A 25686-nucleotide genomic window follows, 5' to 3' on the forward strand; every position below is an offset into this window, starting at 1 on the left:
AAGTGGGGGCGCGGCGGCGGGTGGGAGTGGCCCTGCGGATGCCCCGTGGGTGCGGGAGAGGGTGCGAAAGGCATTCGAACGCGCAGTTCGGAGGCGGTAGTTCGGTCCCGGCGGCCGCTGTAGGGGGTCGCCACGCCCTCCCCTCGTGGAGGTTGAAGACCTCAACCAATAAGCAACTCCTATTAAGTGGTTGAATCCTCCTCTTTGACCGTGCTGCCCGGACGGGTGGAGTGTGGTTTTCGGAACGGAAACCGGTAAGGAATTCCGGGGTTATTCCGTCATTCCAGAGGAGGAAATCGTGGCTAAGATTGTCTGCGTCCTTTACCCGGACCCGGTCGACGGATTCCCGCCCCGGTACGCCCGGACGAGTCTGCCGAAGATCGAGGGTTATCCCGGCGGGCAGACCCTGCCCAGCCCCGACGGCATCGACTTCACCCCCGGTGAGCTGCTGGGCAGCGTCTCCGGTGAGCTGGGCCTGCGCGAGTTCCTGGAGTCCCGCGGCCACACCCTGGTCGTCACCTCCGACAAGGAGGGCCCGGACTCGGTCCTGGACCGTGAACTCCCGGATGCCGATGTGGTGATCTCCCAGCCGTTCTGGCCCGCCTACCTCACCCCCGAGCGGATCGCAAAGGCGCCGAAGCTGAAGCTGGCCCTGACCGCGGGTATCGGCTCCGATCACGTCGACCTCGACGCCGCGATCGCCCGCGGCATCACCGTCGCCGAGGTCACCTACTCCAACTCCATCAGCGTCGCCGAACACGCCGTCATGATGGTCCTCTCCCTGGTGCGGAACTACCTCCCCTCGCACAAGATCGCGGCCGAGGGCGGCTGGAACATCGCCGACTGCGTCTCCCACTCCTACGACCTCGAAGGCATGGACGTCGGCGTCATCGCCGCCGGCCGCATCGGCGTCGCCGTCCTGCGCCGCCTCAAGCCCTTCGACGTGCGTCTGCACTACACCGACAAGCGCCGCCTGCCCAAGGAGGTCGAGGAAGAGCTCAACCTCACCTTCCACGAAACCGCGCAGGACCTCGCCAAGAACGTCGACGTGGTCTCCATCCACGCACCCCTCCACCCCGAGACGCTGAACCTGTTCGACGAGAAGCTCCTGAACAGCATGCGCAAGGGCTCCTACATCGTGAACACCGCCCGCGCCCAGATCGTCGACCGCGACGCCGTGGTCCGCGCCCTGGAGTCCGGCCAGCTCGGCGGCTACGCAGGCGACGTCTGGTACCCCCAGCCCGCCCCGGCCGACCACCCCTGGCGCACCATGCCGTTCAACGGCATGACCCCCCACATCTCCGGCACCTCCCTGACCGCCCAGGCCCGCTACGCCGCAGGCACCCGCGAGATCCTCGAAGACTTCTTCGACAACAAGCCCATTCGCGACGAATACCTCATCGTCGACGGCGGAAAGCTCGCCGGCACCGGCGCCGCCTCCTACACCGCAGGCGACAAGAAGAACTGAACCTGAACAATAGGTTCGGCGGCCGTTTTACCCGGTGTTCCAGCACGGAATGCAGCACCGGATAAAACGGCCGCTCTTTCATGTCCCGGAAAAGCGCCGCCCAGAGGGCCCGCCGACGCGGTCATAGGCGTGTCCTATCTGCGATGCGCCCTGTTGCGCGCATGCCAAACGGCGCTACGGTCTACCCGCGTCAACCCACACCTCCCCCACGAGGAGTCGATGCGCCGTGCCCCTGCTCAGACGAGCCCTCGCTCTTGCCGCCCCCGCGCTGGCCACCGCCGCGCTGCTCCAGATCCCGGCCCCGGCCCAGGCCGCCGTCGTCCCGGATCACGCGATCATCACCTGCCAGAGCGCCAGCTTCTACGCCAACTACGACAGTTCCTCCGGCCCCACCGGCCTGGTCCGGACGCTGTACTACGGCGACAAGGTCGGCCACACGCGGGGCGCCCACCCCGTCTACAACGGCTGGGCCGCCACCTTCGACTTCGGCCCCAACGACTGGGGCTATGTGCGCGACGAATGCATCGGCGGCTACGGCTCATGGTGAGCCGGGACAAGGGAGGCAGGGGCATGTCCGCACCCCGTACCGTCCGCTTCGCGGCGCTCGTGGCCGCCGTCGGCGCCGTCCTGCTGCTGGGTTCCGGCCCCGCGCAGGCCGCCAACGGCACCGTCGGCACCCGCGAGACCGTCTGCGCGCAGGATCTCTTCGTGCGGACCGAGCCGCTGGGCGCCTGGATGGGCACGCTCAGCAAGGGACAGACGTTCCTCGTGGAGAGCAAGCAGTCCGGCTGGGCCTACGGCTTCGCCTACGGTGACATCAACCGCCGGGGCTGGGTCCAGGACGGCTGGTTCTGCTGAAGCCGACGGAGTCCTGACGGGCCTACGGCGACATCCGCGCCGCGACCTCCTCCGCGCACTCCCGCAACGCGGGCGCGTGTGCGCGGAGTTGGTCGGCGTCCGTCAGGATGACCGTCGCGGCGACGGACAGCGCGAGCGGCGGGGTGCCCTCCGGGGTGTCGGGCAGTGCCACCGCGATCGAGCGGACGCCGATCTCGTTCTCCTCGTCGACCTCCGCCCAGCCCCGCTCCCGTACGAGGGCCAACTCGGCGCGCAGCAGGGCGGGATCGGTGATCGTGCGGGGGGTCACCGCCGGGAGCGGACCGGCGAGCAGGCGTTCGCGTTCCGCCTCCGGCAGCCAGGCGGCCAGCGCCTTGCCCAGCGAGGTGGCGTGCCAGGGGTTGCGGGTGCCCTCGGCGTTGCGCAGTTGGAGATGCTGGGTGCCCTGGACGGAGAGGACGAGCAGGACCTCGCTGTCGTTGAGGATGCCCGCGATCACGGGCAGGCCGGTGCGCGCGCCGAGTCCGCGCATCGGCGCGGCCGCGGCGGAGTAGCCCGCGGGGGAGCGCTGGAAGCCGCGGGACAGTTCCAGCACCCGGGAGCCCAGCGCGTACCGCCGGGCCTCCGCGTCGTAGGTGGCGAACCGTTCCTCGACCAGGCGGCCGAGGATGCGGTGGGCGCTGCTCACGGGCAGCTTCGCGGCGCGCGCGGCGGCGCTGACGCCGAGACCGGCGGGGTGCTCGGCCAGCACGGTGAGCAGCCGCAGCCCCCGGCCCAGCATGTCGTCGCCGGATGGTGTGGTCACCGTGCGCGCCTTTCGTCGTTCACGGCCGCTGTCGTGGCCGGGGTGGGGATGGGGTGCGGCGGCCGTCCGTACGTGTGCCGGGGCGGCCGCCGCTTCGACGGTCACCGTACCGGGACCGGGCCGGAGCTCTTCGCGGGCTCGGGTGCCGCGAGGGTCAGCGCGGCGGCGACCAGGGCGCACACCGCCATCAGGCCGAAGGCGCCCGCGTCGCCCAGCTCGGTGCCGCGCACCCAGCCGACCAGGTAGGTCCCGGCGAACGAGCCCAGCGCGCCGAAGGAGTTGACCAGCGCGACCGCCGCGCCCGCGATCCCCGGCGGAGCCAGGGTGGTGACCAGGGCGAAGTACGGGCCGTACGGCGCGTACAGGCACACGCCCGCCACCACGAGCAGGGTGAGGGCGAGCGGGAAGTCGTCTCCGGCCGCGTACGAGCCGAGCAGGGCGAGTCCGCCGCAGGCCAGCCACGGCCACACGGCCACCCGTCGGCGCCCACTGCGGTCGGAGAGACGGGAGTTGACCAGCATGGCCACGGCCGCGCAGGCGTACGGGATCGCGGTGAGCAGGCCGGTGGCGCCGATGCCCTCCCCGGAGCCCTTCTTGATGATGGCCGGGAGCCAGAAGACGAAGCCGTACATGCCGAACGACCAGAAGAAATACTGCGCGGCCATGGTGAGCACGGCGGGGGAGCGCAGCACCCGGCCGTACCGCTCGCGCAGGGTGCCGGTCACCGGTGGTGCGGCCGCCTGCTCCGCCGCCAAGTCAGCTCGGAGCAGCGCGAGTTCGGCCTCGGGGAGGTTACGGGCCTGCTCCGGGCGGTCCTTGATGAGCCAGAGGCAGCACACGCCCCACAGCACCGACGGCACGCCCTCGGCGATGAACATCACCCGCCAGTCCGAGACCGACACCAGCCAGCCGGAGACCGCCGACAGCCACATCACCGTGACCGGGTTGCCCAGGATGAGGAAGGTGTTGGCGCGGCCGCGCTCGCCGCGCGTGAACCACCGGCCCAGCAGCATCACCATCGACGGCAGCACCGCGCCCTCGACCACGCCCAGCGCGAACCGCACCGCGATCAGCTGGGCCGGGCTGCTGAGCAGGCCCTGCAGCACGGCGAGCAGACCCCAGGCCACGGTCGACCAGGCCACCAGGCGGCGCGCGCTGCGCTGTTCGGCGTAGATCGTGCCGGGGATCTGGAAGAAGAAGTAGCCGAGGAAGAACGACGCGGCGATCAGGGAGTCCGCCCCCGCCGACAGTTTGAGGTCCTCGGCCATGCCCCCGGCGGAGGCGATCGCGTAGTTGGACTTGTCGAGATAGGCGAGCGAGTAGGTGACGAACGCGACCGGCATCAGATACCGGGCGCGGGAGGACCGCCAGAAGCCTGCCTGCGCAGGTGCCGCCGCTGCGGTGTCGGTGGCGGGTGACGTCGCTGTCATCCCGGACCCCCTGTTTTCCGTGTGATGGAAAGTGTTTCACTGGACGGAAAGCACGGTACGAGACGGAGGGTCCGATGACCAGAGATCTGCACCACACCGCCACCGGCGTCCTGCTGCCCTGGCCCGACCTGGACCGCCACCACGGCCCCTGGCCCGAAGGTGTGGAAGTCCACATGTGGGACGGCGCCACCCCCGGCACCGAAGCCGCCGACGACGTGCTCGCGCGCGTCGGCCTGTGGGTGATGCCCTACGCCGTGCCGGACGCCGTCGACCTGCTGCCGAAGCTGCCGAACCTGCGCGCGGTGCAATCACTCAGCGCCGGGGTCGAGAAGCTCGTCCCGTACCTGCCCGCCGGGGTCACCCTGCACAACGGGCGCGGCCTGCACGACGCCTCCACCGCCGAGCACGCCCTCGGGCTGATCCTCGCCGCCCAGCGGGACCTCCCGCAGTGGGTCGTCGACCAGGCCGCCGGGCGCTGGGCGCCGCACTTCACCCGCTCCCTGGCCGACGCCCGCGTCACGATCGTCGGGTACGGCTCCATCGGCGCGGCGCTGGAACGGCGCCTGCTCGCCTGTGAGGCGGAGGTCGTCCGGGTCGCGCGGCGCGCCCGGCCCCAGGAGGGCGTCCACGCCGTGGCCGACCTGCCCGCGCTGCTGCCGGACACGGACGTCGTCGTGCTCGTGCTGCCCGAGAACCCGGGCACCGTCGGCATGTTCGGCGCGGCGGAGCTGGCCGCGCTGCCCGACGGCGCACTGGTCGTCAACGTCGGGCGTGGCCGCACGCTGGACACCGGGGCCCTGCTGGCCGAGACCCGGTCGGGCAGGCTTCGGGCGGCCCTGGACGTCACCGACCCCGAGCCGCTGCCCGCCGAACACCCCCTGCGGCACGCCCCCGGAGTGCTCCTCACCCCGCATGTCGCGGGCGGCTCGGCCGCGTTTCGGCCCCGCGCGGAGCGTCTCATCGTCGAGCAGGTACGGCGGTTCGCCGCCGGGGAGCCGCTGCACCACCTCTTCCCGCGCGACTGACGCGCGCGTGGTGACGGGCACCGGCGTCGGCGGCCCGTGCGCGTCCCGGTCGGGCGACCAGGGGCGCGCACGGGCCGATGTCCGTGTGCCGTCTACTACTTGACCTGACCGAAGGGGTCCTCGACGGTGTGGGTGTTGGCGTTGTTCCAGAAGTTCTGGATGAGGTAGCCGTACTCGGGCAGCTCCTTCACGAACGGCTCGAACATGGCGTCCGCGGTGGGCAGCTTCCAGTCGGCCTGGAGTTCACAGCCGAGGGCGAAGGTGGTGACCAGTTCGGCCCCGGCGTTCGCCATGCGGGACATGGCCGCCTGGGCCTCGTACTGGTTCCAGGCGCCGCAGGCGTCGATGACGGGCAGGACGCGGTAGCCGTCGTTCAGCATGGACAGGGTCGGCATCGCCGTACAGGTGCCCATGGTGATACCGGCGATGATCACGTGCGTGCGCTCGGTCCGGGTCATCAGCTCCTCGAGGGCGGAGCGGAAGCTCGGGTCCTCGTAGCAGTTGATGATGCCGGTGCGGCGGTAGATCGGCTCGTCGGGGAAGAGCTCCTTCAGCTCCGGGATCGTGTCGCCGTTCTGCCACTGGGCGTTGGAGGAGCTGAGCAGGACGGGGATGTCGAGAGCCTTGGCGATCCGGCCGAGTCCCAGGACGTTGGCCCGCAGGGTGGCGAGCGACTGGAAGTCCCGGATGCTGGTCATGAGGCCGATCTGATGGTCGATCAGCAGCATGACGCTGTTCTGCGGGGTGGGCTTCTCGTAGGGGGTACGGCCGGCGGCGCGGGCCTCGTCGGGGGAGGACGCGCAGGGCTGCACGCCGTCGGTGACGGGGCTGACGATCTCGCGGTTCGACATGAGCTCACTTCCGTTGAAGGTTGTTGCTACAACCAAAAGGGTAGGGCGGGGAAGGTTGTAGCGTCAACCTCTTGGCTAGAATGGCCTCATGAGCACTCGTTGGCTGGATTCACAGGAGATGCGCGCATGGGTGCGCCTGGTCGCCGTGCTGGAGCTGCTGCCGGGTGTGCTCGACGCCCAGCTGCGCCGCGACGCGGACCTGACCCACTTCGACTACCACGTCCTCGTCGTGCTCTCCCAGGCGCGCGAGGGTCAACTGCGGATGACGGCCCTGGCCGACCGCACGAACGCCACCCTCCCCCGGCTCTCCCATGTGGTGCGCAGGCTGGAGGAACGCGGTCTGGTGGCCCGGTCCCCCTGCCCGGACGACAAGCGGGCCACCGACGCCCGTCTCACCGAGGCCGGCCGCGAGAAGCTCGCCGCCGCCGCTCCGGGCCATGTGGCCACGGCCAGGTACAACGTCATCGACGCCCTGACGCCGGAGCAGCTGGACCAGCTCGCCGCCATCGCCGACGCCGTACTCGAACGCCTGGACCCCGAGGGCGCCGTGGTCAAGCCGCTCGACCGGCAGGCGTGACCGGGCCTCGGACGAGGGACCCGGCTTCTTCTTGACCGGCCTCTTCTCGACGTGCCGTCAGGCCGCCCCACCCCGCTCGCGCGGGATCTTCAGGCCCGCCTCCACCGCCACCGGCAGCCGGTTCTCCGCCGGGGGCAGCGGGCAGGTGGCCAGGTCGGTGTAGGCGCAGGGCAGATTCGCCGCGCGGTTGAAGTCGAGCACCACCGTGCCGTCGTCGGCGGGCGGTGCCAGGGAGAGGACACGGTTCGCGGCGTACGTGGTGCGACCGGAGGTCTCGTCGGTGAACAACACCGTCAGGGCGCCGGGTCCACTGCCGGGGAAGGCGGTCAGGGACAGTGTGCGACCCGCCAGCTCGAACGTGATCCGGCCGGGCGCGTCATACACATGCTCAAGACCCTCCACGGCGGCGCCGACGGTGGTGGGGCGGGGCTCGGGGAAGGGTTCGTACCGGCCCGTCACCACCCAGCGCGGGTCGGGCGCGTAGGCGGGCGTCCCCGCGAAGGCGGTGCGCAGCGGGGCGTCCGGGTGCCGGGGACGCACGATGTCGTGGCCGCCACGCCTGGCCACCTCGATCACGGCGTCTCCCCACACCGCCTCCACGCCGCCGCGCTCCGGGAGGACACCGAAGTGCTGCTCCCCGCGCACCGGTTGCCCGGCCACGGTCAGCTCCTCGCCGTCGTCCAGGGTCACGGTGACGCCGTCGGGGCCGGTGTGCCAGGCGCCGGGGGCGTCGGGGAAGCGCCGGGGGTGCTCGTCCAGCCAGTTCAGGCTGGTGACCGCGAGGAAGCCGTGCGGGTCGGCGAGACGTTCCTCGTGCGCGCGGTACCAGTCGAGCCAGGACTCGGTGAAGGCGTGCAGGTCGGTCGCCGGGGCGTGGGTGGTCATCGGTGCTCCTTCGTCGTGCTTATTGGGGTGTGCGGGGGGTGTACGGGGGTGACGGCTCATTCCGCCAGTTCGCCGAGGAGGGCCCAGGTGCGCAGCCGGGCCTCGTCACCGGCGACCTCGGTGCCCGCGAAGACCACCTCCGTCGCCCCCGCGTCCCGGTAGCGGCGCACCTCGGCGGCGACCGTCCGCTCGTCGCCGATCACGGCCACGTCCGACGCCCGGCGGGCGCCGGAGTGTTCGATGACGCGGGCGTAGGACGGGATCTGTTCGTAGAACGCGAGCTGTTCGGTGGCCTTCTCCCGTACCGCGTCCGCGTCGTCGGTGACCACGCCCGGCACCAGCGCGACGATCCGGGGCGCGGGCCGCCCCGCCGCCTCGGCCGCCGCGGTGACCGCCGGGACGATGTCCCGCTCCAGTGCCCGGGGTCCGGCGAGGTACGGCAGGATGCCGTCGGCGAGTTCGCCGCTGACCTTGAGCGCCTGCGGGCCCATCGCGGCCACCAGTACGGGTACGCCGTCCCCGGCACCCGGTACCCGTGCCGGGATCGGGGTGACCGCGGTGAGCAGTTCGCCGTGGAAGTCGGCGTTCCCGGTCTCGGTGAGCTGGCGCAGCGCGGTGAGGAACTCGCGCAGCCGGGCGATGGGGCGCTCGAAGGGCAGCCCGAACCCGCCCTCGGTCAGCAGCTTGGTGCCGAGCGCCAGACCGAGGTGGTAGCGGCCGTGCGTGGCCGCCTGGGCGGTCTGGGCCTGGCTGGAGACGAGCAGGGGATGGCGGCCGAACACCGGGATCGCGGAGGTGCCCACCTGGAGACCGGGTACCTCGCGGCCGACGATCGCGGCGAGCTGGGGCGAGTCCGCGCCGAAGGTCTGGCCGAACCAGACGGACCGCAGTCCCGCCGCGGCGGCCTCGCGGGCTTGGAGGACGGAGGCGTCGACCTGGTTCACGGCGCCGGGCGTGTTGAGCACTGCTCCCACAGTCATGCCCTACAGAACGGCCACCGACCGAGGCCGCATTCCGGTCTTTGTGTGACAGGTTCTTTGCGGGTGTGTGGAGACCCTGGTGTGCGGAGACACCGGGGTGGGGCACCCCCGGTGTGTGTCGACCATGTGTGGAGTCCCCACACCCGTACGGCGGGCCCTCATGGTTCGCGGATGGCGTTCCGGGAACTCGGGGGCGCATGATTCGTAGCATTCTGCGCGGTGCGGCGGCGGGCGCCGCCGGTACCACCGCCCTCGACGCCGCCACCTACGCCGACATGGCCCTGCGGGGCAGGGGCGCCAGTGACGTGCCCGCCCAGGCCGCCGACAAGCTCGCCGAGGACGTGGGGCTGCACGTCGGGGGCACCGGCGACACGCGGGAGAACCGGCTTTCCGGGCTCGGCGCGCTCAGCGGCATCGGCGTCGGTGTCGCCACCGGCGTGGTCGTCTCCCTGGCGCACCGTGTCGGCGTCCGGCTGCCGTGGTGGGCGGGGAGCCTGGTGACCGGTGTGCTCGCCATGGCGGCCACGGACGCGTCCATGACCCGGCTGGGCGTCACCGACCCCCGCACGTGGTCCGCGAAGGACTGGGTGTCGGACCTGGTGCCCCACCTGGTCTTCGGCGCCGTCACCTACGGGGTGGTGGCGGGCGACTGCCGCCGCTGACCCCCTCCGGCGTCCCGTGGAAGTCCTGACCCGTCGCTCGCGCATGTGCAGAACGACCGTACGGCAGGCATGACCCGCAACCTCTCCCCAGGGCCTGGCTGTTAGGTGAGGCAAAGGCCCAGGGTTTCGCAACGATGACGCGGTGGCCACCGCGCTCACGGAGTGACATGAGAGACGACCGGGACGACAGAGACCGCAGGGACGACAGGGACCGCAGGGACGACAGGGACGCGCGCGACGACCCCCGCCCGCCCCCGCGCGGTGAGATCCACTGGCTGCCGCCGCACCCGCCTGACGACGAGTGCCCCTGGTGCCTGCTGCTCCTACCGCCGGACAACCGGCTCTCGGAACCCCCGCGTCGGCGACGCGGGGCACGTTGGCCGGGGCGCCTGAGAACCGTGATGGTGGCCCTCTCCGCGCTGGTCACCCTCGCCGCCGCCGCGGCCACCCTCTGGCGCACCTGACCCGGCGCCACGCCCCCTCGCGGCCGGGACCACGGGGTCCGGAGCCCGTCAGGACCAGGGACTCACGGCATCGGGATGGCCACCTCGTGCCGGTCCGCGCCCAGCACCACCTTCAGCGCACCCGTCTCGGCGGCGTGGGCGAACACCTCGTACGCCTCCGCCATGTGGTTCAGCGGGAAGGTGTGGGTGACCAACTCCGCGGTCGGCAGTCGGCCCGCCGCCGCCATCCGCAGCAGGGTCGGGGTGGAGTACGTGTCCACCAGGCCCGTCGTGATGGTGACGTCCCTGATCCACAGGTCCTCCAGGTGCAGCATCGCCGCGGAGCCGTGGACGCCGACGTTGGCCACGTGCCCACAGGGCCGCACCACACGGGTGCACAGCTCGAAGCTCTCCGGTACGCCGACCGCCTCCACGGCCACGTCCGCGCCGAGCCCGCCGGTGAGATCGTCCACCAGCAGCCGGGGGTCCTCACCCGCGAGGGCGACCACGTCCGCGCCGAGCCGCCGGGCCGCCTGCAACCGGGTCCTGGCCAGGTCCACCACCATGATCCGCTCGGGGGCGTACAGCCGCGCCGCGACGACGGCCGCCAGCCCGATCGGCCCGGCACCCACGATCACCACCGTGTCACCCGCCCGGACCTGCCCGTTGAGCACCCCCACCTCGTACGCGGTGGGGAAGATGTCCGCCAGCAGCACCGCGACCTCGCTCGGCACGGCGGCGGGCAGCGGGTGCACGGACAGGTCGGCGAACGGGACCCGGACGTACTCGGCCTGGGTGCCGTCCACGAGATGCCCGAGTATCCAGCCGCCCCCGCCCAGGCACTGGCCGTACCGGCCCTCCCGGCAGAAGCGGCACCGGCCGCACGACGTGATGCAGGAGACCAGCACCCGGTCGCCCGGCCGGACCGTGCGCACATCGCTGCCCACGTCCACGACCTCGCCGACCGCCTCATGGCCGAGCACCGTGCCGGGCGGCACCTCGGGCACGTCTCCCTTGAGGATGTGCAGATCGGTCCCGCAGATGGACACCATGCCGACCTTCACGATCGCGTCGGTCGGCTCCTTGACCGCGGGGTCCGGGACGTCCTCCCAGGACGCCTGGCCCGGTCCGTGAAAGACGAAGCCCTTCATGACGCGCTCCTCACCTCGTCGGCCGGCCCGCTGCTGATCCCGCGCCTGCCGTCACGGCCAGGAACCGGCCCCTGTCTCCAGCTTCGCCGCCCCGGCGCTCCCGCGCACGGGCCGCCCGGCCCACGCCCGACGCGGCGGGCCACACGGGTACCCCGGAGGGGAGCGGCGGGGCCCACACAGTGCCAGCTCACATGGTGCGAGCCCACATGTTGTGGCCCCACATAGTGCGAGCCCACACGTCGCGGCCCCACACAGTGCGAGCCCACACAGTGCGAGCCCACATACGTTTCGCTCGACGCATCGCCGAGAATCACACCAAGCCGATCCGCCGAAGCGCGCCCACGCCCGTCGCGCCTAAGCCGGTTCCGGGACCACCGCGACCGGGCAGGGCGCACGGTGGAGCAGGCCGTGGGCCACCCGGCCGAGCTGCAGACCGAAGCCGCCATGCCGGGGGTGGGCCCCGACCACGAGAAGGGTGGCGCCGCGTGCCGCCTCGGCCACGGCGTCACGGGTGTGGCCCTCCGGGGTACGGACCACCGTCACCACCCCCTCCGGCACCTCCCGCAGGGCCTCGGCCGCCGCCTCCCGCGCGGCCTCCTCCGGGTCGGTCTCGGCCGCGTCATGGCCGGTGAAGGGGCCCGAGGGCCGCCGCCAGGCGCGTACCGCCTCCAGCGGCAGCCCGCGCAGCTCGGCCTCCTGGGCCGCGAACCGGGCGGCGGCCGCGTCACGGGGCTTGTCGCCGACCGCCAGCACGATCCGCGGGGAACCGCCGGCCGCCTCCTCCTCAGGGCCGTCGCGCAGCACGAACACCGGGCAGTGCGCGTGCCCGGCGACCGTCAGGCTGACCGAACCGAGCAGCGCCTCGGCGACCCCGCCGCGACCCCGGCTGCCGACCACCATCGCGCGGGCGGTACGGCTCTCCCGGACGAGCGCGTACTCCGGTTCACCGGGCAGTACATCGGTGGTGACCTCCACACCGGGGCGGCGCAGCCGGGCCCGCGCCTCGGCGGTGCCGACCACGTCGCGGGCCATGACCTCCTCCACGGGGCGGTTCAGCTCCTGGGCGATCAGCTCGCCCTCGTAGCGCTCCCAGAGCGAGGCGTACACCAGGCGCAGCGGCGCCCCGCGCAGGGCCGCTTCCTCCGCGCCCCAGTCCACGGCGCGCAGGCTAGGCGCGGAACCGTCCACACCGACCACGATCGGCTCGTCCATCGGGTTCTCCACTTCGGTCAGCCGTGCGGGACGACGGCGACGGGGGCGGGGGAGTGGTGCAGCACGGCGTGCGCGACGTGCCCGAGGTGGGCGCCGAGCCGGGACTTGCGCACCCGGCGGCCGACCACGACCAGGCAGGCGTCGCGGGCGGCGTCCACCAGCACGGACCCGGCGCTGCCCTCGACCGCCGCCTCGGCCACGTCGACGTCCGGGAACGACTTCCGCCAGGGCTCCAGCGCCCTGCCGAGCATGAACGCGTTGCGTGGTTCGAGCGCCTCCTCGGCGACCGGGGGCGCCTCCGCCTCGTAGGCGTAGCCGGGGGTGCTGGTGTACGCGGGCGGGGGCTGCGGCACCCAGGCGTACACCACCCGCAGCGGGGCACCGCGCAGCGCGGCGGTGCCGAAGGCGAAGTCCAGCAGGGCCGCGTCGGGCGCGGTGATGTCCAGGCCCAGCACGACCGGCCGGAACGGTGTCGCGGCCGACGGGATGCCCGCCGGGTCCGCCAGGTGCTCGTCGGCGGCCTGCTCACCCGCCCTGACCAGCACCACCGGGCATCCGGCATGACCGGCCACCGCCATGCCGACCGAGCCGACGATGACCCCCTGGAACCCGCCCAGGCCGCGTGAGCCGAGCGCCAGCAGTTCGGACGTCCCGGCGGCCTCGCACAGTTCGTCCACCGGGTCGCCGGTGCGCTGCTCGGTGCTCACCTCCAGGCCGGGGTGACGCAGCCGGAGCCCCGCCGCGCTCTCGCTCGGCGCCCGCTCGGTCCACTCCTGCTCGGCCTCGGCGCCGAGCAGCGGGGCTTGCGCCAGCGGGTCGGGCAGCGGCTCCCACACCTGGACGAGCCGCAACGGCAGCCCGCGCAGCACCGCCTCGCGCGCCGCCCACTCGGCGGCGGCCCGGCTCTCGGCGGAGCCGTCCAGTCCTACGGTCACGGTCCGGGGCATCGTCCACACCTCCCTGGCGTCCGGGGGCCGAAGCAGCCCCACCCACCAGCCTGACCGCAACGGGCCGCCCGGGCCACGGCCACGGGTCCCTCCGGGGGACCGGGCCTCGCGCCGAGCGACGATGCCGCGCCCCTGCTGCAAGCGCTCGAAGCACCGCTCCACCACGTGGGGTCGACGCCTGCGGTGCCACCTTCGGGCGAGCAACAGGATCTTGTTCCGGCAGCGTACCGGCGCCCTTCGGCAGACCTGCCTCTCTGTTCCGGTAGCTGGAAGACGGTTCACGACCGTCATCGCGGATGGTCGGCGGACGATGATCCTCGGCACCCGGGTGGTGGTCGCGAACGGTCGGACAGGACCTAGTGGCCCAAGTTGTGCTGCCAGGCCAGGGTCGAGACAAGTTCGGCGCTGAAGGACTCGCAGAGGGCCAGTGCCTCTCGACCGGCTGCGGTGTCCAGGAGACCGGCAGCCGGGGGCAGTGCCAGAACGATGTCAGTGCAAGCGGCCTCGGCGGCGATGTTACGGGCGCCGTGGTAGCCGAAGTCGGCGTCACGGACCTGGCTGGGCGCGGTCGCGAGGTACCGCTCGTGGGCCCGGCGAGCGGGATGGTCCCACAGGGAGTCCTGCGTGCTGCTGTCGAGCCCTCCTGACACCTCGCGGGGTCGGCGGATGATGCGCTCGGTGTCCTCCGCGCTCAGCTCGTCCAGCGCGTTCCACATGTCCAGCTCCGCGATGGCCTCCATCTGGACCTCCGCGATGATGTTGTCCGGTTCACCTTTCTCCGGGTCGGTGAAGAAGGGGGTGCCGACCATTTCCGCGACCGCCTCCGTGTAGGCGCGGTGAGACTCCTCCTCGCCCGGGGGCAGGACCATGGCGCGGAACACGCGCTCCACGACCGTGCGGTGAAGGCCCCACGCGGGCTCGAGCCCGAGCATCAGCAGCGGCGCACGCAGCCTCCAGAGCGCCAGCGTGGCCGCGTGGCGGCGCTGGCCGGTGGTCATGGCAGCACACAGATCCGTGAGCGCAGCGTCGTCCAGCTCATCGAATACGTCCATGACCCCTACCCATTCAGCGTCCATGCCGGGCCCCGCTCCAGGGACGCTCGCAACTGTGGGGCGCCGTCCTGCAGGACGGCGTCGTCGTCGCACCCCCTGGGTGGATCCAGAACCGGCCGGGGACCCTTCGGCCCCGGCCGGACGAGCGCGAGACGGCGAGCGCTAGAAGACGATGCCCACGTGCGCCAGCGCCTGCTTCAGCAGGGCGCCGTGGCCGCCCGGCATCTCGTCGTGCAGCGACGCGGAGGCCGCTTCCTGCGGGGTGAACCAGACGAGGTCCAGCGCGTCCTGCCGGGGACGGCAGTCGCCGGCCACCGGCACGATGAAGGCCAGCGACACCGCGTGCTGGCGCGGGTCGTGGTACGGGGTGACTCCGGCCGTGGGGAAGTACTCCGCGACGGTGAACGGCTGGGTGGACACCGGGACCCGGGGCAGTGCGACCGGTCCGAGGTCCTTCTCCAAGTGGCGCAGCAGCGCGTCGCGCACCCGCTCGTGGTGCAGGACGCGGCCGGAGACCAGGGTGCGGCTGACCGTGCCGTCCGGTCCTATGCGCAGCAGCAGTCCGATGCTGGTGACTTCGCCGCTGTCGTCCACCCGCACGGGCACGGCCTCGACGTACAGGATCGGCATCCGGGCCCTGGCCATCTCCAGCTCGTCCGTGGTCAGCCAGCCGGGCGTGGTCTCGGTCATGTCAGACATTGCTTGATCATACTTTCCGGGTGGGGACCCGCCGCGGGCGCGGGCGGGCTCGGATACGTGCGGTCGTGCGCCGCCCTTGATCACGTCGTCCCGTCATTGTGCCGTCCGGCGATCGCGCTGTCCCGAAAATCGCGCACGGTGCGCGAACGGGCACCGAACGGGCATCCCCGGACGACTCCCGGACCTGGCCGCGCCGCCCAGGGGAAAGCCTGTTCGGGGCATGAGGAACACTGGAGGCGTCCCGCGAACCGACCGGAAGCAGCACATGTCAGCGACGCCCGCGCACCTCCTCGACGTCCCCGGCCCGCCCACCGGCCCCGCCGACATCCGCCTCGTCGTCACCGACATGGACGGCACCCTGCTGGACGACGACAAGTGCCCGCCGGACACCCTGTGGCCCCTCCTCGCCGAACTCCGGCTCCGGGGCGTGCTGTTCAGCCCCGCGAGTGGCCGCCAGTACGCCACGCTGGCCCGGGAGTTCGCCGAGGTCGCCGAGGGCATGGTGTTCATAGCGGAGAACGGCACCTATGTGGTCCGCGACGGGGTGGAACTCAGCTCCGACCCGCTGGACGCCGCCTCCGCCGCCGACCTCGCCCGCACCGTGCGGGGCCTGGCCGCGCGGGGCGTGGACGCGGGCGCCGTGGTCTGCGGCAAGCGGGCCGCGTACGTGGAGCGGACCGACGAGGCGTTCCTCGCCGAGGTGCGCAAGTACTACGTGGAGCACCGGGTGGTCGAGGACGTGACCGCGGTGGACGACGAGATCATCAAGGTCGCGGTGTACGACTTCGGTTCCGCCGAGACCGGCGCCGCCCCCGCCCTGGCGCCCTTCGCCGACAGCCACCAGGTGGTGGTGTCCGGCGCGCACTGGGTGGACGTCATGAACCGCACCGCCAACAAGGGTGCCGCCCTGCGCGGCCTCCAGCGTGAACTGGGCATCACCCCCGCCCAGACCATGGTCTTCGGCGACTACCTCAACGACCTCGAGATGCTCGACGCCGCCGACTGGTCCTTCGCGATGGCCAACGCCCACCCGGACGTCATCCGGCGGGCCCGCCACCTGGCCCCGTCCAACAACGACCAGGGCGTGCCGCGGACGGTCGCACGGCTGCTCGGCATCGACCTCCAGGGCTTGTGACAGCCGTCAGTTCCGGGCCGGTCGGGCCCGCGCGACGTGGTCGAGGTCGCCGGTGAGCAGGTCGTCGTGGCTGATGGTGAAGTCGCCGTTGGGCAGCATCCGTCCCGCGCCGTAGTGGCGGCCCACCACGGTGTCCGGGAGGAACGCGCGCAGGCGGTGGCGCATGTTCTCCGGGTACGCGACGGGCGTGCCCCAGCCGGTCGGCGCCTGGTCGGTGGCGAGCAGGACCCAGTGGTCCACGGGCACATCGGCGTCGAGGTCCGGCGCCCTGCCGGTGTGGCTGTCCAGGGCGGGCACGGTCAGCCGGTCGGGGTCCAGGGGGTGCGTACCACAGCAGCAGGGGCTTGGCGCGGCGCGCGTCGGCGTTGTCGAAGCAGCAGACGGCGAGGGTGTGGTCCGGGAAGTGGTCGGCGTAGAACCGCAGCAGGTCGGGGTCGAGAGCGGGACGCCGGTGCGGCGGCACCTGCCCCAGCGCGGCGAGGATCGCGGAGGGGTCGCTCGCCAGGAGCACCGCCGGTTGAGATGCACATGGCGGCAACGTACCGCGCCCTCCGTACGGCCCCCGTCGGTCAGCGGCCGGTGCGGCTGTCGAGCACTCGGTCCAGGAACCCCGTCAGCTCCTCGAAGACCTTCGCCCGGTCGGTCTCGTTGAAGACCTCGTGGCGGGCGCCGGGGAAGACGCGTTCGGTGGTCCGGCCCGCGCCGAGACGGTCGACGCCGACCCGGCTGCCCGGCAGCGGGACGAGCCGGTCGTCGTCGCCGTGCAGCCACAGCAGCGGGAGTTCCCCGATGTCGCCGCCCTCGGCCACGGCCGCGAGCCCGTGCTCGAAGGCCACCAGAGTCGGCCGTTTCATGGGGCCGTGCCACACCAGCGGATCGGCGGCGTAGGCCGCGCCCACGGCCGGATCGCGGGACAGTGCGGCCAGGCTGATCGGCAGGTCCGGGATCTCGTCCAGCGCGAGCAGCCGACCGGGCAGCGCCCACTCGCCGATCACCGGGCCGGACAGCACCAGCGCGCTGAGTTCGGACCCGTATCGCTGGGCGTACCGGGCCGCGATCAGGCCGCCCATGGAGTGGCCCACCATGACCAGCGGCAGATCTGTGTGTTCGGCGCGGGCCAGGTCCGCCGCCGTGTGGACGTCGGTGACCACGTCCTCGAAGTTCTCGATCAGCACCCGCTCCCCGGCCGACCTGCCGTGCCCGAGGTGATCGGGCGCGTACGCCGCGGCGCCATGGCTGTGGAGCACACCGGCGGCCTCGTCGTACCGGCCCGCGTGCTCGCCGTATCCGTGCACCAGCAGGGCGAGGTAGCGGGGCGCGGGGTGCGGCCAGGCGCGGATGTGCAGCGCTCCGTGGACGCCCTGGCGGGTGTGGGCGCGTACGTCGGTCATGCGGGTCTCCTCCGGCGTGGTCGCGTGGGTCACTCCGGGAGGATCTTCCCAGCGGGCCGGTGTGCGGTCTATAGTCCGGTAGAGCCCAAAACTAGCAGTGCTAATTAATTTGCTCCGCCCCGGCGGAGCGTAGGTTCATGCTGATCCACAACGTCGTCGGTCAGGAGTCCCCGAGTTGCGTCCCGTCCACTTCGCGGCCGCCCGCCGCACCCCCATCGGCAAGCTGCGTGGCGCCCTGTCCGGGGTGCGGCCCGACGACCTCGCGGCGGCCGTCGTCCGCGACCTGGTGAGCGGCGCGCCCGCCCTCGACCCGGCCCGTATCGACGACGTGTACTGGGGCGCCGCCAACCAGGCCGGTGAGGACAACCGCAACATCGCCCGCATGGCCGCCCTGCTCGCCGGGCTCCCCGACTCCGTGCCCGGCGCCACCGTCAACCGGCTCTGCGCCTCCGGCCTGGAGGCGGTCACCACCGCCGCCCGGACCATCGCGGCCGGTGAGGCGGACATCGTGATCGCGGGCGGCTCCGAGTCCATGAGTCGCGCCCCCTTCGTGCTGCCCCGCCCCGACGAGGCCCTCCCGCACCGCATGGAGACCTACGACACCCGCCTCGGCTGGCGCCTCACCAACCCGGCGATGAAGGACCTGCACGGCGTCCTGGCCATGGGCGAGACCGCCGAGGAGGTCGCCCGGCGGTACGGCATCTCCCGTGCACGGCAGGACGAGTTCGCCCTGCGCAGCCACCAACTCGCCGCCACCGCACGCAAGAACGGCCACTTCGACGCCGAACTCCTCCCCGTGGAGCGCCCGGACGGCATCACCGTCGACCGCGACGAATGCGTACGCGAGGACACCTCCCTGGAGAAACTCGCCCGCCTCAAGCCGGTGTTCCGGGGGGACGGCACGGTCACCGCGGGCAACGCCTCACCCATGAACGACGGCGCCGCCGGACTCCTCCTGGTCAGCGAGGACGCGCTCGAGGAACTCGGCCTCGAATCCCTCGGCCGCTATGTCGCCGGCGCCTCGGCGGGCGTCCACCCCGACGTGATGGGCATCGGCCCGGTCCCCGCCACCCGCAAGGCGCTCGCCCGCGTCGGCTGGAACATCGACGACCTCCAAGAGGCCGAGTTCAACGAGGCGTTCGCCGCCCAGGCCCTCGCCTGCGTCGACCAACTGGGCATCGACCCCGGCCTGGTGAACCCCACCGGCGGCGCCATCGCGCTGGGCCACCCCCTCGGCTGCTCCGGCGCCCGCATCCTCACCACCCTGCTGCACCGCATGCGCCGCACCGGCGCCGGACGCGGCCTCGCCACCATGTGCGTCGGCGTCGGGCAGGGCAGCGCGGTCCTGGTGGAGCGCCCCTGAACCACCCCGACGGGACTTCCCCACAGGGGAGTTCCGTAAGCCGAGTCGCACCGCAGGAAACGGAGCCGCACCTCATGGCAACCCTGTCCGTCGCCGCCATCCTGGCCGAGAACGCCCGCCGCCGACCCGACCGGACGGCACTCGTCGAGGGCGACCTGCGCCTCACCTTCGCCGAAGCGTGGCGGCGCTCCCTCGCCCAGGCGGGCGCGCTCACCGCCCTCGGCGTACGGCCGGGTGACCGGGTCGCCCTGATGGCCCCCAACACCGCCGAGTTCCCGCTCGCCTACTACGCGACCATGGCGGTGGGCGGAGTCGTCGTCCCCGTCCACCTGCTGCTCTCCGCGTCCGAGGTGCAGCACGTCCTCCAGGACAGCGGCGCCACCCTGCTGCTCGCGCACCCCGCCCAGGAGGCCACCGCCCGCGCGGCCGCCGACCCCCTCGGCATCCGCGTGGTCGTCCTCGGCGAGGAGCTGGAGAAGCTCGCGGTGGACGCCGAGCCGCCGTACTCGTACGTCACCCGGTCCGCCGACGACCCGGCCGTCGTCTTCTACACCAGCGGCACCACCGGCGTCCCGAAGGGCGCCGTGCTCAGCCACTTCAACATCGTGATGAACGCGACCGTCAACGCCTTCGACGCCAACGACATCCGCCCCGACGACATCGTCCTCGGCGCGCTCCCGCTGTTCCACGCCTTCGGGCAGACGGTGTCCCTCAACTCCACCTGGCGCGCGGGCGCGACGCTCGTCCTGCTGCCCCGCTTCGACGCCGCCCGCGCGATCGAGATCATGGTGTCCGAGCGCGTCAACACCTTCCACGGGGTCCCCACCATGTTCGTCTCGCTGGCCGCCGTCGCGGCCGACGCCCCGGCCCTGCCCGAGCTGCGGCTGTGCATCTCCGGCGGCGCCTCGCTGCCGGTAGCCGTGCTGGAGAGGTTCGAGACGGCGTTCGGCGCGCAGATCTACGAGGGGTACGGCCTCTCGGAGACCTCCCCGGCCGCCACCGTCAACCAGCCCGTCTTCGGCACCCGCGCCGGGACCATCGGCCACCCGCTGTGGGGCGTGGACGCCGAGATCGCCCGGGCGGACGTCGAGGACCGTGTCGAACTCCTGCCTCCCGGTGAGCTGGGCGAGGTCGTCATCCGGGGCCACAACGTGTTCTCCGGCTACCTCGGCCGCCCGGAGGCCACCGCCGAGGCGCTCGTCGACGGCTGGTTCCGCACCGGTGACCTCGGCACCAAGGACGAGGACGGGTTCCTGCGGATCGTCGACCGCAAGAAGGACGTCATCATCCGCGGCGGTTACAACGTCTACCCGCGCGAGGTCGAGGAGATCCTCGCCCGGCACCCCGAGATCGCCCAGGTCGCCGTCATCGGCCTGCCCGACGAGCTGCACGGCGAGGAGGTCTGCGCGGTCGTCGTCCCCGCACCGGGCGTCACCCCCGACGCCGCCGCGATCACTGAGTGGTCCAAGGAGCACCTCGGCAAGCACAAGTACCCGCGCCGCGTGGAGTTCGCGGACGAACTCCCGCTCGGCCCCAGCATGAAGGTGCTCAAGCGGGAACTGCGCGCTCGGTACACCGCACGCTGAGCCCCCCGGCGCCCGGCCGGACGTGTGCACATAGCATCGGTCTCCGCATGAACATGATGACGCTCTGGCACATATCCGGCTGGGAGTTCGCCGCCCTGGCCCTCGCCGCCCTCCTGGTCGGCTTCTCCAAGACCGCGGTCAGCGGGGCCAACACGGTCAGCCTCGCCGTCTTCGCGGCCGTCCTGCCCGCCCGCGCCTCCACCGGGGTACTCCTCCCGCTCCTCATCGCGGGCGACACCTTCGCCGTCCTCACCTACCGGCGGCACGCCCACTGGCCCACCCTGTGGCGGCTGTTCCCCGCCGTCGCGGCCGGGGTGGTGGCGGGCACCCTGTTCCTCGCCCGCGTCGGCGACGGGATCGTACGGACCTCCATCGGCGTGATCCTGCTGATGATGACCGGCATCACCCTGTGGCGACGGCGCCAGGAGGCGACGGAGGACGTCAGCACCCGGACCGGCCGCGCGACAGCCGCCGCGTACGGCGTGACCGGGGGCTTCACCACCATGGTCGCCAACGCGGGCGGACCGGTGATGTCGATGTACCTGCTCTCCGCGGGCTTCCGCAAGATGGGCTTCCTCGGCACCTCCGCCTTCTTCTTCCTCATCGTCAACGTCGCCAAGATCCCCTTCAGCGCCGCCCTCGGCCTGATCGACGGCAATTCACTGCTGCTGGACGCTGCGTTGCTGGTCTTCGTGATCCCCGGCGCGTTCCTCGGCAAATGGGCCGTCCACAAGATCAACCAGCGGCTCTTCGACCGCATCGTCATCGTGGCGACCGTCGTCGGAGCCCTCGAACTCCTGCTGAGCTGACCTCCTGCCGCGCTGACCGGATGCGTACGCTCACCCCATGCCCGCGCACGTCCTGATCCTCGGCGGCACCACAGAGGCCCGCCACCTCGCCGCCGCCCTCGCCGCCCGCCCCGGCCCGCGGGTCACCACCTCGCTCGCGGGACGCGTGACGCGGCCGGGGGCCGTCGACGGTGAGGTCCGGGTCGGCGGGTTCGGGGGAGTGACGGGGCTGACCGACTGGCTGCGCGCCCACCGGGTGACCGCGCTGGTGGACGCCACCCATCCCTTCGCGGAGCGGATCACGGCGAACGCGACGGAGTCGGCACGGCTGACCGGAGTCCCGCACGCGGTCCTGCGCCGCCCCGGCTGGGACCTCGACGACGACTGGTGTTCCGTGGCCTCCCTGGAGGAGGCGGCGCGGGTCGTACCCCGCCTGGGACAACGGGTGTTCCTCAGCACGGGACGGCTCGGACTCGCCGCCTTCCGTGATCTGACGGACACTCAGTTCGTGGTCCGCTCGGTGGAACCACCGGACCCGCCCCTGCCCCCGCACTGTGAACTGATCCTGGAACGCGGCCCGTTCAGCCTCGCCGACGAGCTGGACCTGCTGCGGACGCACCGCGTCGACGTACTGGTGACGAAGGACAGCGGAGGAGCGGCGACCGCACCGAAACTGACCGCCGCCCGCTCGCTCGCGCTGCCGGTGGTCGTCGTGCGCCGCCCCGAACTCCCCACCGGTGTGCGGTCGCTGCCGGACGTGGAGGGCGTACTGGACTGGCTGGCCGGGGTCATTCCCCCTGGGGATGCCTGCGCAGCAGATACGTGTCCATGATCCAGCCCTTGCGCTCCCGCGCCTCCGCCCGCACCCGCTCGATCTCCGGACCGGCCTCCGCGAGCGGCCCCGAGACCAGGATCTCGTCCGGGGTGCCGATGTACGCGCCCCAGTAGATGTCGATGTCGTCCCCGGCGTACTCGCGGAACGCCTGGTGCGCGTCGAGCATCACCACCACGTCGTCCACCCCCTCCGGGAACCCCTCCGCCAGCCGCCGCCCGGTGGTGATCTGCACCGGCCGCGCCACCCGGTTCAGGCCCGTGCGATGCCGGGCGACCAGCGCGGAGACACTGCTGATGCCGGGCACCACGTCGTAGGTGAACTCCACCGCGCCCCGGGCCAGCACCTCCTCCAGGATGCCGAGCGTGCTGTCGTACAGCGAGGGGTCGCCCCACACCAGGAACGCGCCCGTGCCGTCCTCCGCGACCTCCTCGGCGATCAGCCGCTCGTAGATCCCCGCGCGGGCCGTACGCCAGTCCTCGACGGCGGGGGAGTAGGCCGCACCGCCCGCCCGCCGGTCCCGCTCCGGGTCGCGGGCCGCCACCACCCGGTACGAGCCCTCGGGCAGATGCGCGTCCAGGATGTCCCGGCGCAGTCGCGTCAGATCACTCTTCACCTCGCCCTTGTCGAGCAGGAAGAACACGTCCGTGCCGCGCAACGCCTTGACCGCCTGCAAGGTCAGCTGGTCGGGGTCGCCCGCGCCGATACCGATGACATGAATCTTTCGCACGCGCCGAGTCTGCCGCACGGGGTGCGGCGGGCCGGATACGGGGGTGGCGACGGGAACCGGAGAGCCCGCGGCGTCGTGGTAATGATCACGGCGGGAGCGACGGTGATCTTCCGCCCACTCGATGACGGAGGCTCAGCATGACGAGAACGACCCGCGCGGCACTGCTCCTCGCGGCCACGGCCCTCACCCCGGCCCTCCTCCTCTCCACCCCCGCGTCCGCGGCCGTCCAGGCCGCGAAGGTGTCGGCCACGGCATCCACCCCGGTGAACCAGATGTCCGACGACGACGTCCGGGTCGCCATCGTCCGCATACTCGCGGACCCGGCGAGCGGCAAGGCGGTCCTCCGGGAGGCGAACAAGGCCCTGGACGGGACGATCGCGGACCAGCGGGCCTTCCTGGAGACGGGTTACCGGCTGGCGCAGGCCGAGGACGACCGGGTGGCCATCGTGCGCATCCTGGCGGACCCGAAGAGCGGGAAGGCGGTGAAGCGGGAGGCGAACAAGGCCCTGGACGGCACGATCGCGGACCAGCGGGCGTTCCTGGAGACGGGTTACCGGCTTGCGCAGGGCGAGGACGACCGCGTGGCCGCCCTCCGCATCCTCGCCGACCCCAAGTCCAGCCCCGCCCTCCGCGCGGCCGCCTCCGCCGCGCTCGACGGCACGCTGGAGCAGCTGCGGTACTTCATCGCGGTGGGGCAGTACCAGGTGCACTAGTCCCCGCCAGGGGGTCGCTTCGTCGCTTCGCCTCGCACCTGGGTACTCGGCCCTTCCGGTGAGCCCGGACGGGCCGGGTCCCGCGATCGGAGGCAGGCCGCCATGTACGACAGCCCCCTCGCAGGCCGTACCGTCGTCGTGACCGGGGCCGCGCGCGGCCTCGGCGCGGCCCTGGCCCACGCCTTCGCCGAGCGCGGAGCCCGGCTCGCCCTGCTCGGCCTGGAGCGTCCGGAACTGGAGGGAGTGGCCGCCTCGCTCCCGCCGCCGGTGATCGCCCTGGAGGTCGACATCACCGACTTCCACGCCCTGGAGCGCGCGGCGGTGGAGGTGCGGGACCGGCTGGGGCCGCCGTCCGTCGTCGTCGCCAACGCGGGGATCGCCGAGGGCGGCCCCTTCGCCGGGTCCGACCCGGAGTCCTGGCGGCGGGTGATCGACGTCAACCTCGTCGGGAGCGCGCTGACCGCGCGGGCGTTCCTCGCCGACCTGCTGGCCACCTCCGGCTACTTCCTCCAGGTGGCCTCGCTGGCGTCCATCGGCACCTCACCGATGATGAGCGCCTACTGCGCCTCCAAGGCGGGCGTCGAGTCCTTCGCCCACGCCCTCCAGGCCGAGGTCGCGCACGAGTCCGTCGGCGTGGGCATCGCCTACATCAACTGGACCGACACCGACATGACCCGTGACGCCGACCGCTACCCCGTACTCCGCGAACTCCGCGCCCACATGCCCACGCCGGCCCGCAAGGTGTACCCGGCCGAGTTCGTCGCGGAGCGGCTGGTCCGGGCGGTGGAGCACCGCCGCACCTCCGTCTACGTCCCCGCCTGGCTGCGGCTGGCCCAGCTGGGGCGCGCGATCCTGCCCCCGATCGTGCTGCGCGTCTCCCGCCGGGCGCTGCCCCGCCTGGAGGCCGACCGGGCACTTCCGCCGACCGGCCTGCTGGGCGCCGGGGGCGTGGCGGACGAGGAACTGCGGGGGCGGAAGGCGTAGGCGTCGGGCACCCCGCCGAACAGGATCGGCGCGCCCGACGCGATACGGGGGTCCGGATGGTGCACCCACTGCGGATCAGCACGTTGCCACCAGGTCCCCGGAGCGGTGGTTCCGGACGCGGTGGGCGAGGGGGGACGCGGTCCGCTGGTCCGGCAGGTCCCCGACGGCGGGGTACGGCCCCCGACGTTCCACTTCGACGCGGGTCGGTACGACGCCGAGGTGGCCCGGGCATCGGAGGCCGGACCCGGTTGGCGCCGGTGCCATGCAGGGGCCGGGGCCCTCCGCAGGGGTCAGGGGCGTCGGAGGCGGGGCGCCTCGGTGCCCGCGTCGATGGGGGTGGGGGCTTGCTCCACCCGGCCGGCCAGGGCACCGGCCCAGGAGGCCACGCCGGTGAGGTCGAGGTCGTAGGGGCGGGGCCGGTGCTGCTCGGTGGACCACTCCGTCACGGCGGCCGCGCCGCGCCGCAGCAGGCGGGCACCGCCGGTGGTGTTGCCGCGCGCGGAGTGGGTGAGGCCCACCGCCAGCTGGGCCAGGCCCCGCCACAGGCCCCGCTCCGCGTCCGGGCCGGACTTCCAGGCGTCCTCGAACACCTCGTGCGCGTGGAACGGCTTCCCGGCGTCCAGCAGCGCCTGCGCCTCCGCGACCGTCTCGGCCGGGCTGCGCACCACCCCCTCCGGCTGCCGCTCGACCCCCGCCGCCCCGTACGGCAAGGGCCGCCCCAGCCCGTCCCGGGGCCGCGCGTTGCGCGCCCGGCCCTCCGGGTCCCGGTCCCGCCCGCCGATGTCTCCGTCTCCGGTTGCGTCTGCCATGCGGCCGATTCTGCCCCGCCCCGCCCCTAACCCGCTTCGGAGGAGTCCCGTACGTGGGGTAAAGTGCTGTTCGCGCGATCACGCGGGTCACCGCGAGTGAGCGCATCGGGACGTGGCGCAGCTTGGTAGCGCACTTGACTGGGGGTCAAGGGGTCGCAGGTTCAAATCCTGTCGTCCCGACTTTACGAAGTCGCAGGTGAGGGCCGGTTACGGAGAAATCCGCAACCGGCCCTTGGCCGTTCTCGGGGACCAGTCGGGGACCGGTGGCGTTGTCGGGGGTCAGGCGGTGGGTGTTGCCGGTACCGGTTCAGGTCTGGTCGGTGGTGGCGGA

The 25686-nt window shown here is 72.5% G+C and carries 28 protein-coding genes, 1 tRNA gene and 1 pseudogene; 16 read left to right on the forward strand and 14 right to left on the reverse strand.

The genetic code is table 11. From position 1 onward, the window contains the following. Positions 1-298: 298 nt before the first annotated feature. The 3 genes from ACIPPM_RS03905 (at position 299) to ACIPPM_RS03915 (ending at position 2326) form a co-directional block, all read left to right on the forward strand. A complete protein-coding gene (locus ACIPPM_RS03905; RefSeq protein ID WP_401442567.1) occupies positions 299-1468 on the forward strand; it encodes an NAD-dependent formate dehydrogenase in 1170 nt (389 codons plus the stop codon). A 226-nt stretch (positions 1469-1694) separates the two neighbouring features. After that, positions 1695-2015: a hypothetical protein gene (locus ACIPPM_RS03910; protein WP_202448902.1), complete on the forward strand. Its 321-nt coding sequence runs from the start codon at positions 1695-1697 to the stop codon at positions 2013-2015. A gap of 23 nt (positions 2016-2038) precedes the next feature. Further along, positions 2039-2326 carry a hypothetical protein gene (locus ACIPPM_RS03915; RefSeq protein ID WP_401442571.1) on the forward strand — a complete coding sequence of 96 codons (288 nt, stop codon included), beginning with the start codon at positions 2039-2041 and terminating at the stop codon, positions 2324-2326. Positions 2327-2348: 22 nt separating this feature from the next. Here the strand turns inward: ACIPPM_RS03915 and ACIPPM_RS03920 are convergent, their stop codons facing one another. Together ACIPPM_RS03920 and ACIPPM_RS03925 are read right to left on the reverse strand one after the other, a co-directional pair. Beyond that, positions 2349-3110, reverse strand: a complete 762-nt coding sequence (locus ACIPPM_RS03920) for an IclR family transcriptional regulator (protein ID WP_401442574.1) — start codon at positions 3108-3110, stop codon at positions 2349-2351. Positions 3111-3211: 101 nt separating this feature from the next. Continuing rightward, a complete protein-coding gene (locus tag ACIPPM_RS03925) occupies positions 3212-4540 on the reverse strand; it encodes an MFS transporter (protein WP_401442577.1) in 1329 nt (442 codons plus the stop codon). Between the two features lie 74 nt (positions 4541-4614). On the opposite strand from ACIPPM_RS03925, the gene ACIPPM_RS03930 reads away from it, so the two are divergent. Further along, positions 4615-5565, forward strand: a complete 951-nt coding sequence (locus ACIPPM_RS03930; protein ID WP_401442580.1) for a 2-hydroxyacid dehydrogenase — start codon at positions 4615-4617, stop codon at positions 5563-5565. 95 nt (positions 5566-5660) lie between these two features. On the opposite strand, the gene ACIPPM_RS03935 is transcribed toward ACIPPM_RS03930, so the two are convergent. Continuing rightward, on the reverse strand, positions 5661-6416 hold the full coding sequence (locus tag ACIPPM_RS03935; RefSeq protein ID WP_401442583.1) for an isochorismatase family protein: 756 nt from the start codon (positions 6414-6416) through the stop codon (positions 5661-5663). A gap of 88 nt (positions 6417-6504) precedes the next feature. Between ACIPPM_RS03935 and ACIPPM_RS03940 the strand changes: the two genes are divergently transcribed. Further along, on the forward strand, positions 6505-6993 hold the full coding sequence (locus ACIPPM_RS03940; RefSeq protein ID WP_401442586.1) for a MarR family winged helix-turn-helix transcriptional regulator: 489 nt from the start codon (positions 6505-6507) through the stop codon (positions 6991-6993). 57 nt (positions 6994-7050) lie between these two features. Here ACIPPM_RS03940 and ACIPPM_RS03945 read toward each other — a convergent pair whose 3' ends face one another. Both ACIPPM_RS03945 and ACIPPM_RS03950 read right to left on the reverse strand, forming a co-directional pair. Continuing rightward, entirely contained in the window at positions 7051-7878 is an 828-nt protein-coding gene (locus tag ACIPPM_RS03945; RefSeq protein WP_401442589.1) for a DUF1684 domain-containing protein, read from the reverse strand. A gap of 56 nt (positions 7879-7934) precedes the next feature. Beyond that, positions 7935-8858 (reverse strand): LLM class F420-dependent oxidoreductase, encoded by a 924-nt coding sequence (locus ACIPPM_RS03950; RefSeq protein WP_401442591.1) that lies wholly within the window; start codon positions 8856-8858, stop codon positions 7935-7937. Positions 8859-9055: 197 nt separating this feature from the next. Here ACIPPM_RS03950 and ACIPPM_RS03955 point away from each other — a divergent pair, with 197 nt between their 5' ends. Both ACIPPM_RS03955 and ACIPPM_RS03960 read left to right on the forward strand, forming a co-directional pair. Beyond that, complete coding sequence (locus ACIPPM_RS03955; protein WP_401442594.1) at positions 9056-9520, forward strand: hypothetical protein; 465 nt, start codon at positions 9056-9058, stop codon at positions 9518-9520. A gap of 167 nt (positions 9521-9687) precedes the next feature. Then, the gene (locus tag ACIPPM_RS03960) at positions 9688-9984 is read left to right on the forward strand and encodes a hypothetical protein (RefSeq protein ID WP_401442597.1); all 297 of its coding nucleotides are present in this window, start codon (positions 9688-9690) and stop codon (positions 9982-9984) included. A gap of 62 nt (positions 9985-10046) precedes the next feature. Here the strand turns inward: ACIPPM_RS03960 and ACIPPM_RS03965 are convergent, their stop codons facing one another. From ACIPPM_RS03965 to ACIPPM_RS03975, 3 genes are all read right to left on the reverse strand, one after another. Beyond that, positions 10047-11114 (reverse strand): zinc-dependent alcohol dehydrogenase family protein, encoded by a 1068-nt coding sequence (locus tag ACIPPM_RS03965; RefSeq protein WP_401442600.1) that lies wholly within the window; start codon positions 11112-11114, stop codon positions 10047-10049. A 354-nt stretch (positions 11115-11468) separates the two neighbouring features. After that, positions 11469-12326, reverse strand: a complete 858-nt coding sequence (locus ACIPPM_RS03970) for a universal stress protein (RefSeq protein ID WP_401442603.1) — start codon at positions 12324-12326, stop codon at positions 11469-11471. A 17-nt stretch (positions 12327-12343) separates the two neighbouring features. Further along, on the reverse strand, positions 12344-13273 hold the full coding sequence (locus ACIPPM_RS03975; RefSeq protein WP_401442606.1) for a universal stress protein: 930 nt from the start codon (positions 13271-13273) through the stop codon (positions 12344-12346). A gap of 169 nt (positions 13274-13442) precedes the next feature. On the opposite strand from ACIPPM_RS03975, the pseudogene ACIPPM_RS03980 reads away from it, so the two are divergent. Next, a pseudogene (locus ACIPPM_RS03980) lies at positions 13443-13582 on the forward strand (transposase); the annotation flags it as partial. A gap of 47 nt (positions 13583-13629) precedes the next feature. Here ACIPPM_RS03980 and ACIPPM_RS03985 read toward each other — a convergent pair. Both ACIPPM_RS03985 and ACIPPM_RS03990 read right to left on the reverse strand, forming a co-directional pair. Beyond that, positions 13630-14325, reverse strand: coding sequence for a hypothetical protein (locus ACIPPM_RS03985; protein ID WP_401442609.1), 696 nt, complete (start codon positions 14323-14325; stop codon positions 13630-13632). Between the two features lie 162 nt (positions 14326-14487). Beyond that, positions 14488-15015 carry an NUDIX hydrolase family protein gene (locus ACIPPM_RS03990; protein WP_401444177.1) on the reverse strand — a complete coding sequence of 176 codons (528 nt, stop codon included), beginning with the start codon at positions 15013-15015 and terminating at the stop codon, positions 14488-14490. Positions 15016-15289: 274 nt separating this feature from the next. Here ACIPPM_RS03990 and ACIPPM_RS03995 point away from each other — a divergent pair, with 274 nt between their 5' ends. Beyond that, positions 15290-16159, forward strand: a complete 870-nt coding sequence (locus ACIPPM_RS03995) for a Cof-type HAD-IIB family hydrolase (protein ID WP_401442612.1) — start codon at positions 15290-15292, stop codon at positions 16157-16159. 6 nt (positions 16160-16165) lie between these two features. On the opposite strand, the gene ACIPPM_RS04000 is transcribed toward ACIPPM_RS03995, so the two are convergent. Then, positions 16166-16456, reverse strand: coding sequence for a hypothetical protein (locus ACIPPM_RS04000; RefSeq protein WP_401442615.1), 291 nt, complete (start codon positions 16454-16456; stop codon positions 16166-16168). Between the two features lie 272 nt (positions 16457-16728). After that, positions 16729-17550 (reverse strand): lysophospholipase, encoded by an 822-nt coding sequence (locus tag ACIPPM_RS04005; protein ID WP_401442617.1) that lies wholly within the window; start codon positions 17548-17550, stop codon positions 16729-16731. Positions 17551-17725: 175 nt separating this feature from the next. Here ACIPPM_RS04005 and ACIPPM_RS04010 point away from each other — a divergent pair, with 175 nt between their 5' ends. The 4 genes from ACIPPM_RS04010 (at position 17726) to ACIPPM_RS04025 (ending at position 22119) form a co-directional block, all read left to right on the forward strand. Further along, positions 17726-18913 (forward strand): thiolase family protein, encoded by a 1188-nt coding sequence (locus ACIPPM_RS04010; RefSeq protein ID WP_401442619.1) that lies wholly within the window; start codon positions 17726-17728, stop codon positions 18911-18913. A 74-nt stretch (positions 18914-18987) separates the two neighbouring features. Next, a complete protein-coding gene (locus ACIPPM_RS04015; RefSeq protein ID WP_401442621.1) occupies positions 18988-20499 on the forward strand; it encodes a long-chain fatty acid--CoA ligase in 1512 nt (503 codons plus the stop codon). A gap of 47 nt (positions 20500-20546) precedes the next feature. Continuing rightward, positions 20547-21308 carry a sulfite exporter TauE/SafE family protein gene (locus tag ACIPPM_RS04020; RefSeq protein ID WP_401442623.1) on the forward strand — a complete coding sequence of 254 codons (762 nt, stop codon included), beginning with the start codon at positions 20547-20549 and terminating at the stop codon, positions 21306-21308. Positions 21309-21345: 37 nt separating this feature from the next. After that, positions 21346-22119: a cobalt-precorrin-6A reductase gene (locus ACIPPM_RS04025; protein WP_401442626.1), complete on the forward strand. Its 774-nt coding sequence runs from the start codon at positions 21346-21348 to the stop codon at positions 22117-22119. Here ACIPPM_RS04025 and cobF read toward each other — a convergent pair. After that, positions 22076-22849, reverse strand: coding sequence for a precorrin-6A synthase (deacetylating) (gene cobF / locus ACIPPM_RS04030; protein WP_401442629.1), 774 nt, complete (start codon positions 22847-22849; stop codon positions 22076-22078). The two genes, ACIPPM_RS04025 and cobF, sit on opposite strands and share 44 nt — an antisense overlap. Positions 22850-22986: 137 nt before the next feature. Here cobF and ACIPPM_RS04035 point away from each other — a divergent pair, with 137 nt between their 5' ends. Both ACIPPM_RS04035 and ACIPPM_RS04040 read left to right on the forward strand, forming a co-directional pair. Next, complete coding sequence (locus ACIPPM_RS04035) at positions 22987-23562, forward strand: ALF repeat-containing protein (RefSeq protein WP_401442631.1); 576 nt, start codon at positions 22987-22989, stop codon at positions 23560-23562. 102 nt (positions 23563-23664) lie between these two features. Next, positions 23665-24546 carry an SDR family oxidoreductase gene (locus ACIPPM_RS04040; protein ID WP_401442633.1) on the forward strand — a complete coding sequence of 294 codons (882 nt, stop codon included), beginning with the start codon at positions 23665-23667 and terminating at the stop codon, positions 24544-24546. Between the two features lie 290 nt (positions 24547-24836). On the opposite strand, the gene ACIPPM_RS04045 is transcribed toward ACIPPM_RS04040, so the two are convergent. Then, positions 24837-25355, reverse strand: coding sequence for a DUF309 domain-containing protein (locus ACIPPM_RS04045; protein WP_401442635.1), 519 nt, complete (start codon positions 25353-25355; stop codon positions 24837-24839). Positions 25356-25461: 106 nt separating this feature from the next. Here ACIPPM_RS04045 and ACIPPM_RS04050 point away from each other — a divergent pair. Then, a tRNA-Pro gene (locus ACIPPM_RS04050) sits at positions 25462-25535 on the forward strand. The last annotated feature ends 151 nt before the right edge of the window (positions 25536-25686 follow it).

The organism is Streptomyces sp. NPDC090119 (assembly GCF_044747085.1).
Taxonomy (GTDB): Bacteria; Actinomycetota; Actinomycetes; order Streptomycetales; family Streptomycetaceae; genus Streptomyces.

Bases quoted from the DNA above. Each gene is read 5' to 3' on its own strand.
- ACIPPM_RS04015 (WP_401442621.1), top strand. From the start codon at position 18,988: ATGGCAACCCTGTCCGTCGCCGCCATCCTGGCCGAGAACGCCCGCCGC.
- ACIPPM_RS04045 (WP_401442635.1), bottom strand. From the start codon at position 25,355: ATGGCAGACGCAACCGGAGACGGAGACATCGGCGGGCGGGACCGGGAC.
- ACIPPM_RS04005 (WP_401442617.1), bottom strand. From the start codon at position 17,550: ATGACCGACGTACGCGCCCACACCCGCCAGGGCGTCCACGGAGCGCTG.
- ACIPPM_RS03945 (WP_401442589.1), bottom strand. From the start codon at position 7,878: ATGACCACCCACGCCCCGGCGACCGACCTGCACGCCTTCACCGAGTCC.
- ACIPPM_RS03965 (WP_401442600.1), bottom strand. From the start codon at position 11,114: ATGAAGGGCTTCGTCTTTCACGGACCGGGCCAGGCGTCCTGGGAGGAC.
- ACIPPM_RS04025 (WP_401442626.1), top strand. From the start codon at position 21,346: ATGCCCGCGCACGTCCTGATCCTCGGCGGCACCACAGAGGCCCGCCAC.
- ACIPPM_RS03990 (WP_401444177.1), bottom strand. From the start codon at position 15,015: ATGACCGAGACCACGCCCGGCTGGCTGACCACGGACGAGCTGGAGATG.
- ACIPPM_RS04020 (WP_401442623.1), top strand. From the start codon at position 20,547: ATGAACATGATGACGCTCTGGCACATATCCGGCTGGGAGTTCGCCGCC.
- ACIPPM_RS03985 (WP_401442609.1), bottom strand. From the start codon at position 14,325: ATGGACGTATTCGATGAGCTGGACGACGCTGCGCTCACGGATCTGTGT.
- ACIPPM_RS03925 (WP_401442577.1), bottom strand. From the start codon at position 4,540: ATGACAGCGACGTCACCCGCCACCGACACCGCAGCGGCGGCACCTGCG.
- ACIPPM_RS03970 (WP_401442603.1), bottom strand. From the start codon at position 12,326: ATGGACGAGCCGATCGTGGTCGGTGTGGACGGTTCCGCGCCTAGCCTG.
- ACIPPM_RS03930 (WP_401442580.1), top strand. From the start codon at position 4,615: ATGACCAGAGATCTGCACCACACCGCCACCGGCGTCCTGCTGCCCTGG.
- ACIPPM_RS03950 (WP_401442591.1), bottom strand. From the start codon at position 8,858: ATGACTGTGGGAGCAGTGCTCAACACGCCCGGCGCCGTGAACCAGGTC.
- ACIPPM_RS03960 (WP_401442597.1), top strand. From the start codon at position 9,688: ATGAGAGACGACCGGGACGACAGAGACCGCAGGGACGACAGGGACCGC.
- ACIPPM_RS03915 (WP_401442571.1), top strand. From the start codon at position 2,039: ATGTCCGCACCCCGTACCGTCCGCTTCGCGGCGCTCGTGGCCGCCGTC.
- ACIPPM_RS03940 (WP_401442586.1), top strand. From the start codon at position 6,505: ATGAGCACTCGTTGGCTGGATTCACAGGAGATGCGCGCATGGGTGCGC.
- ACIPPM_RS03935 (WP_401442583.1), bottom strand. From the start codon at position 6,416: ATGTCGAACCGCGAGATCGTCAGCCCCGTCACCGACGGCGTGCAGCCC.
- ACIPPM_RS03995 (WP_401442612.1), top strand. From the start codon at position 15,290: ATGTCAGCGACGCCCGCGCACCTCCTCGACGTCCCCGGCCCGCCCACC.
- ACIPPM_RS04035 (WP_401442631.1), top strand. From the start codon at position 22,987: ATGACGAGAACGACCCGCGCGGCACTGCTCCTCGCGGCCACGGCCCTC.
- ACIPPM_RS04040 (WP_401442633.1), top strand. From the start codon at position 23,665: ATGTACGACAGCCCCCTCGCAGGCCGTACCGTCGTCGTGACCGGGGCC.
- ACIPPM_RS03975 (WP_401442606.1), bottom strand. From the start codon at position 13,273: ATGCCCCGGACCGTGACCGTAGGACTGGACGGCTCCGCCGAGAGCCGG.
- ACIPPM_RS03955 (WP_401442594.1), top strand. From the start codon at position 9,056: ATGATTCGTAGCATTCTGCGCGGTGCGGCGGCGGGCGCCGCCGGTACC.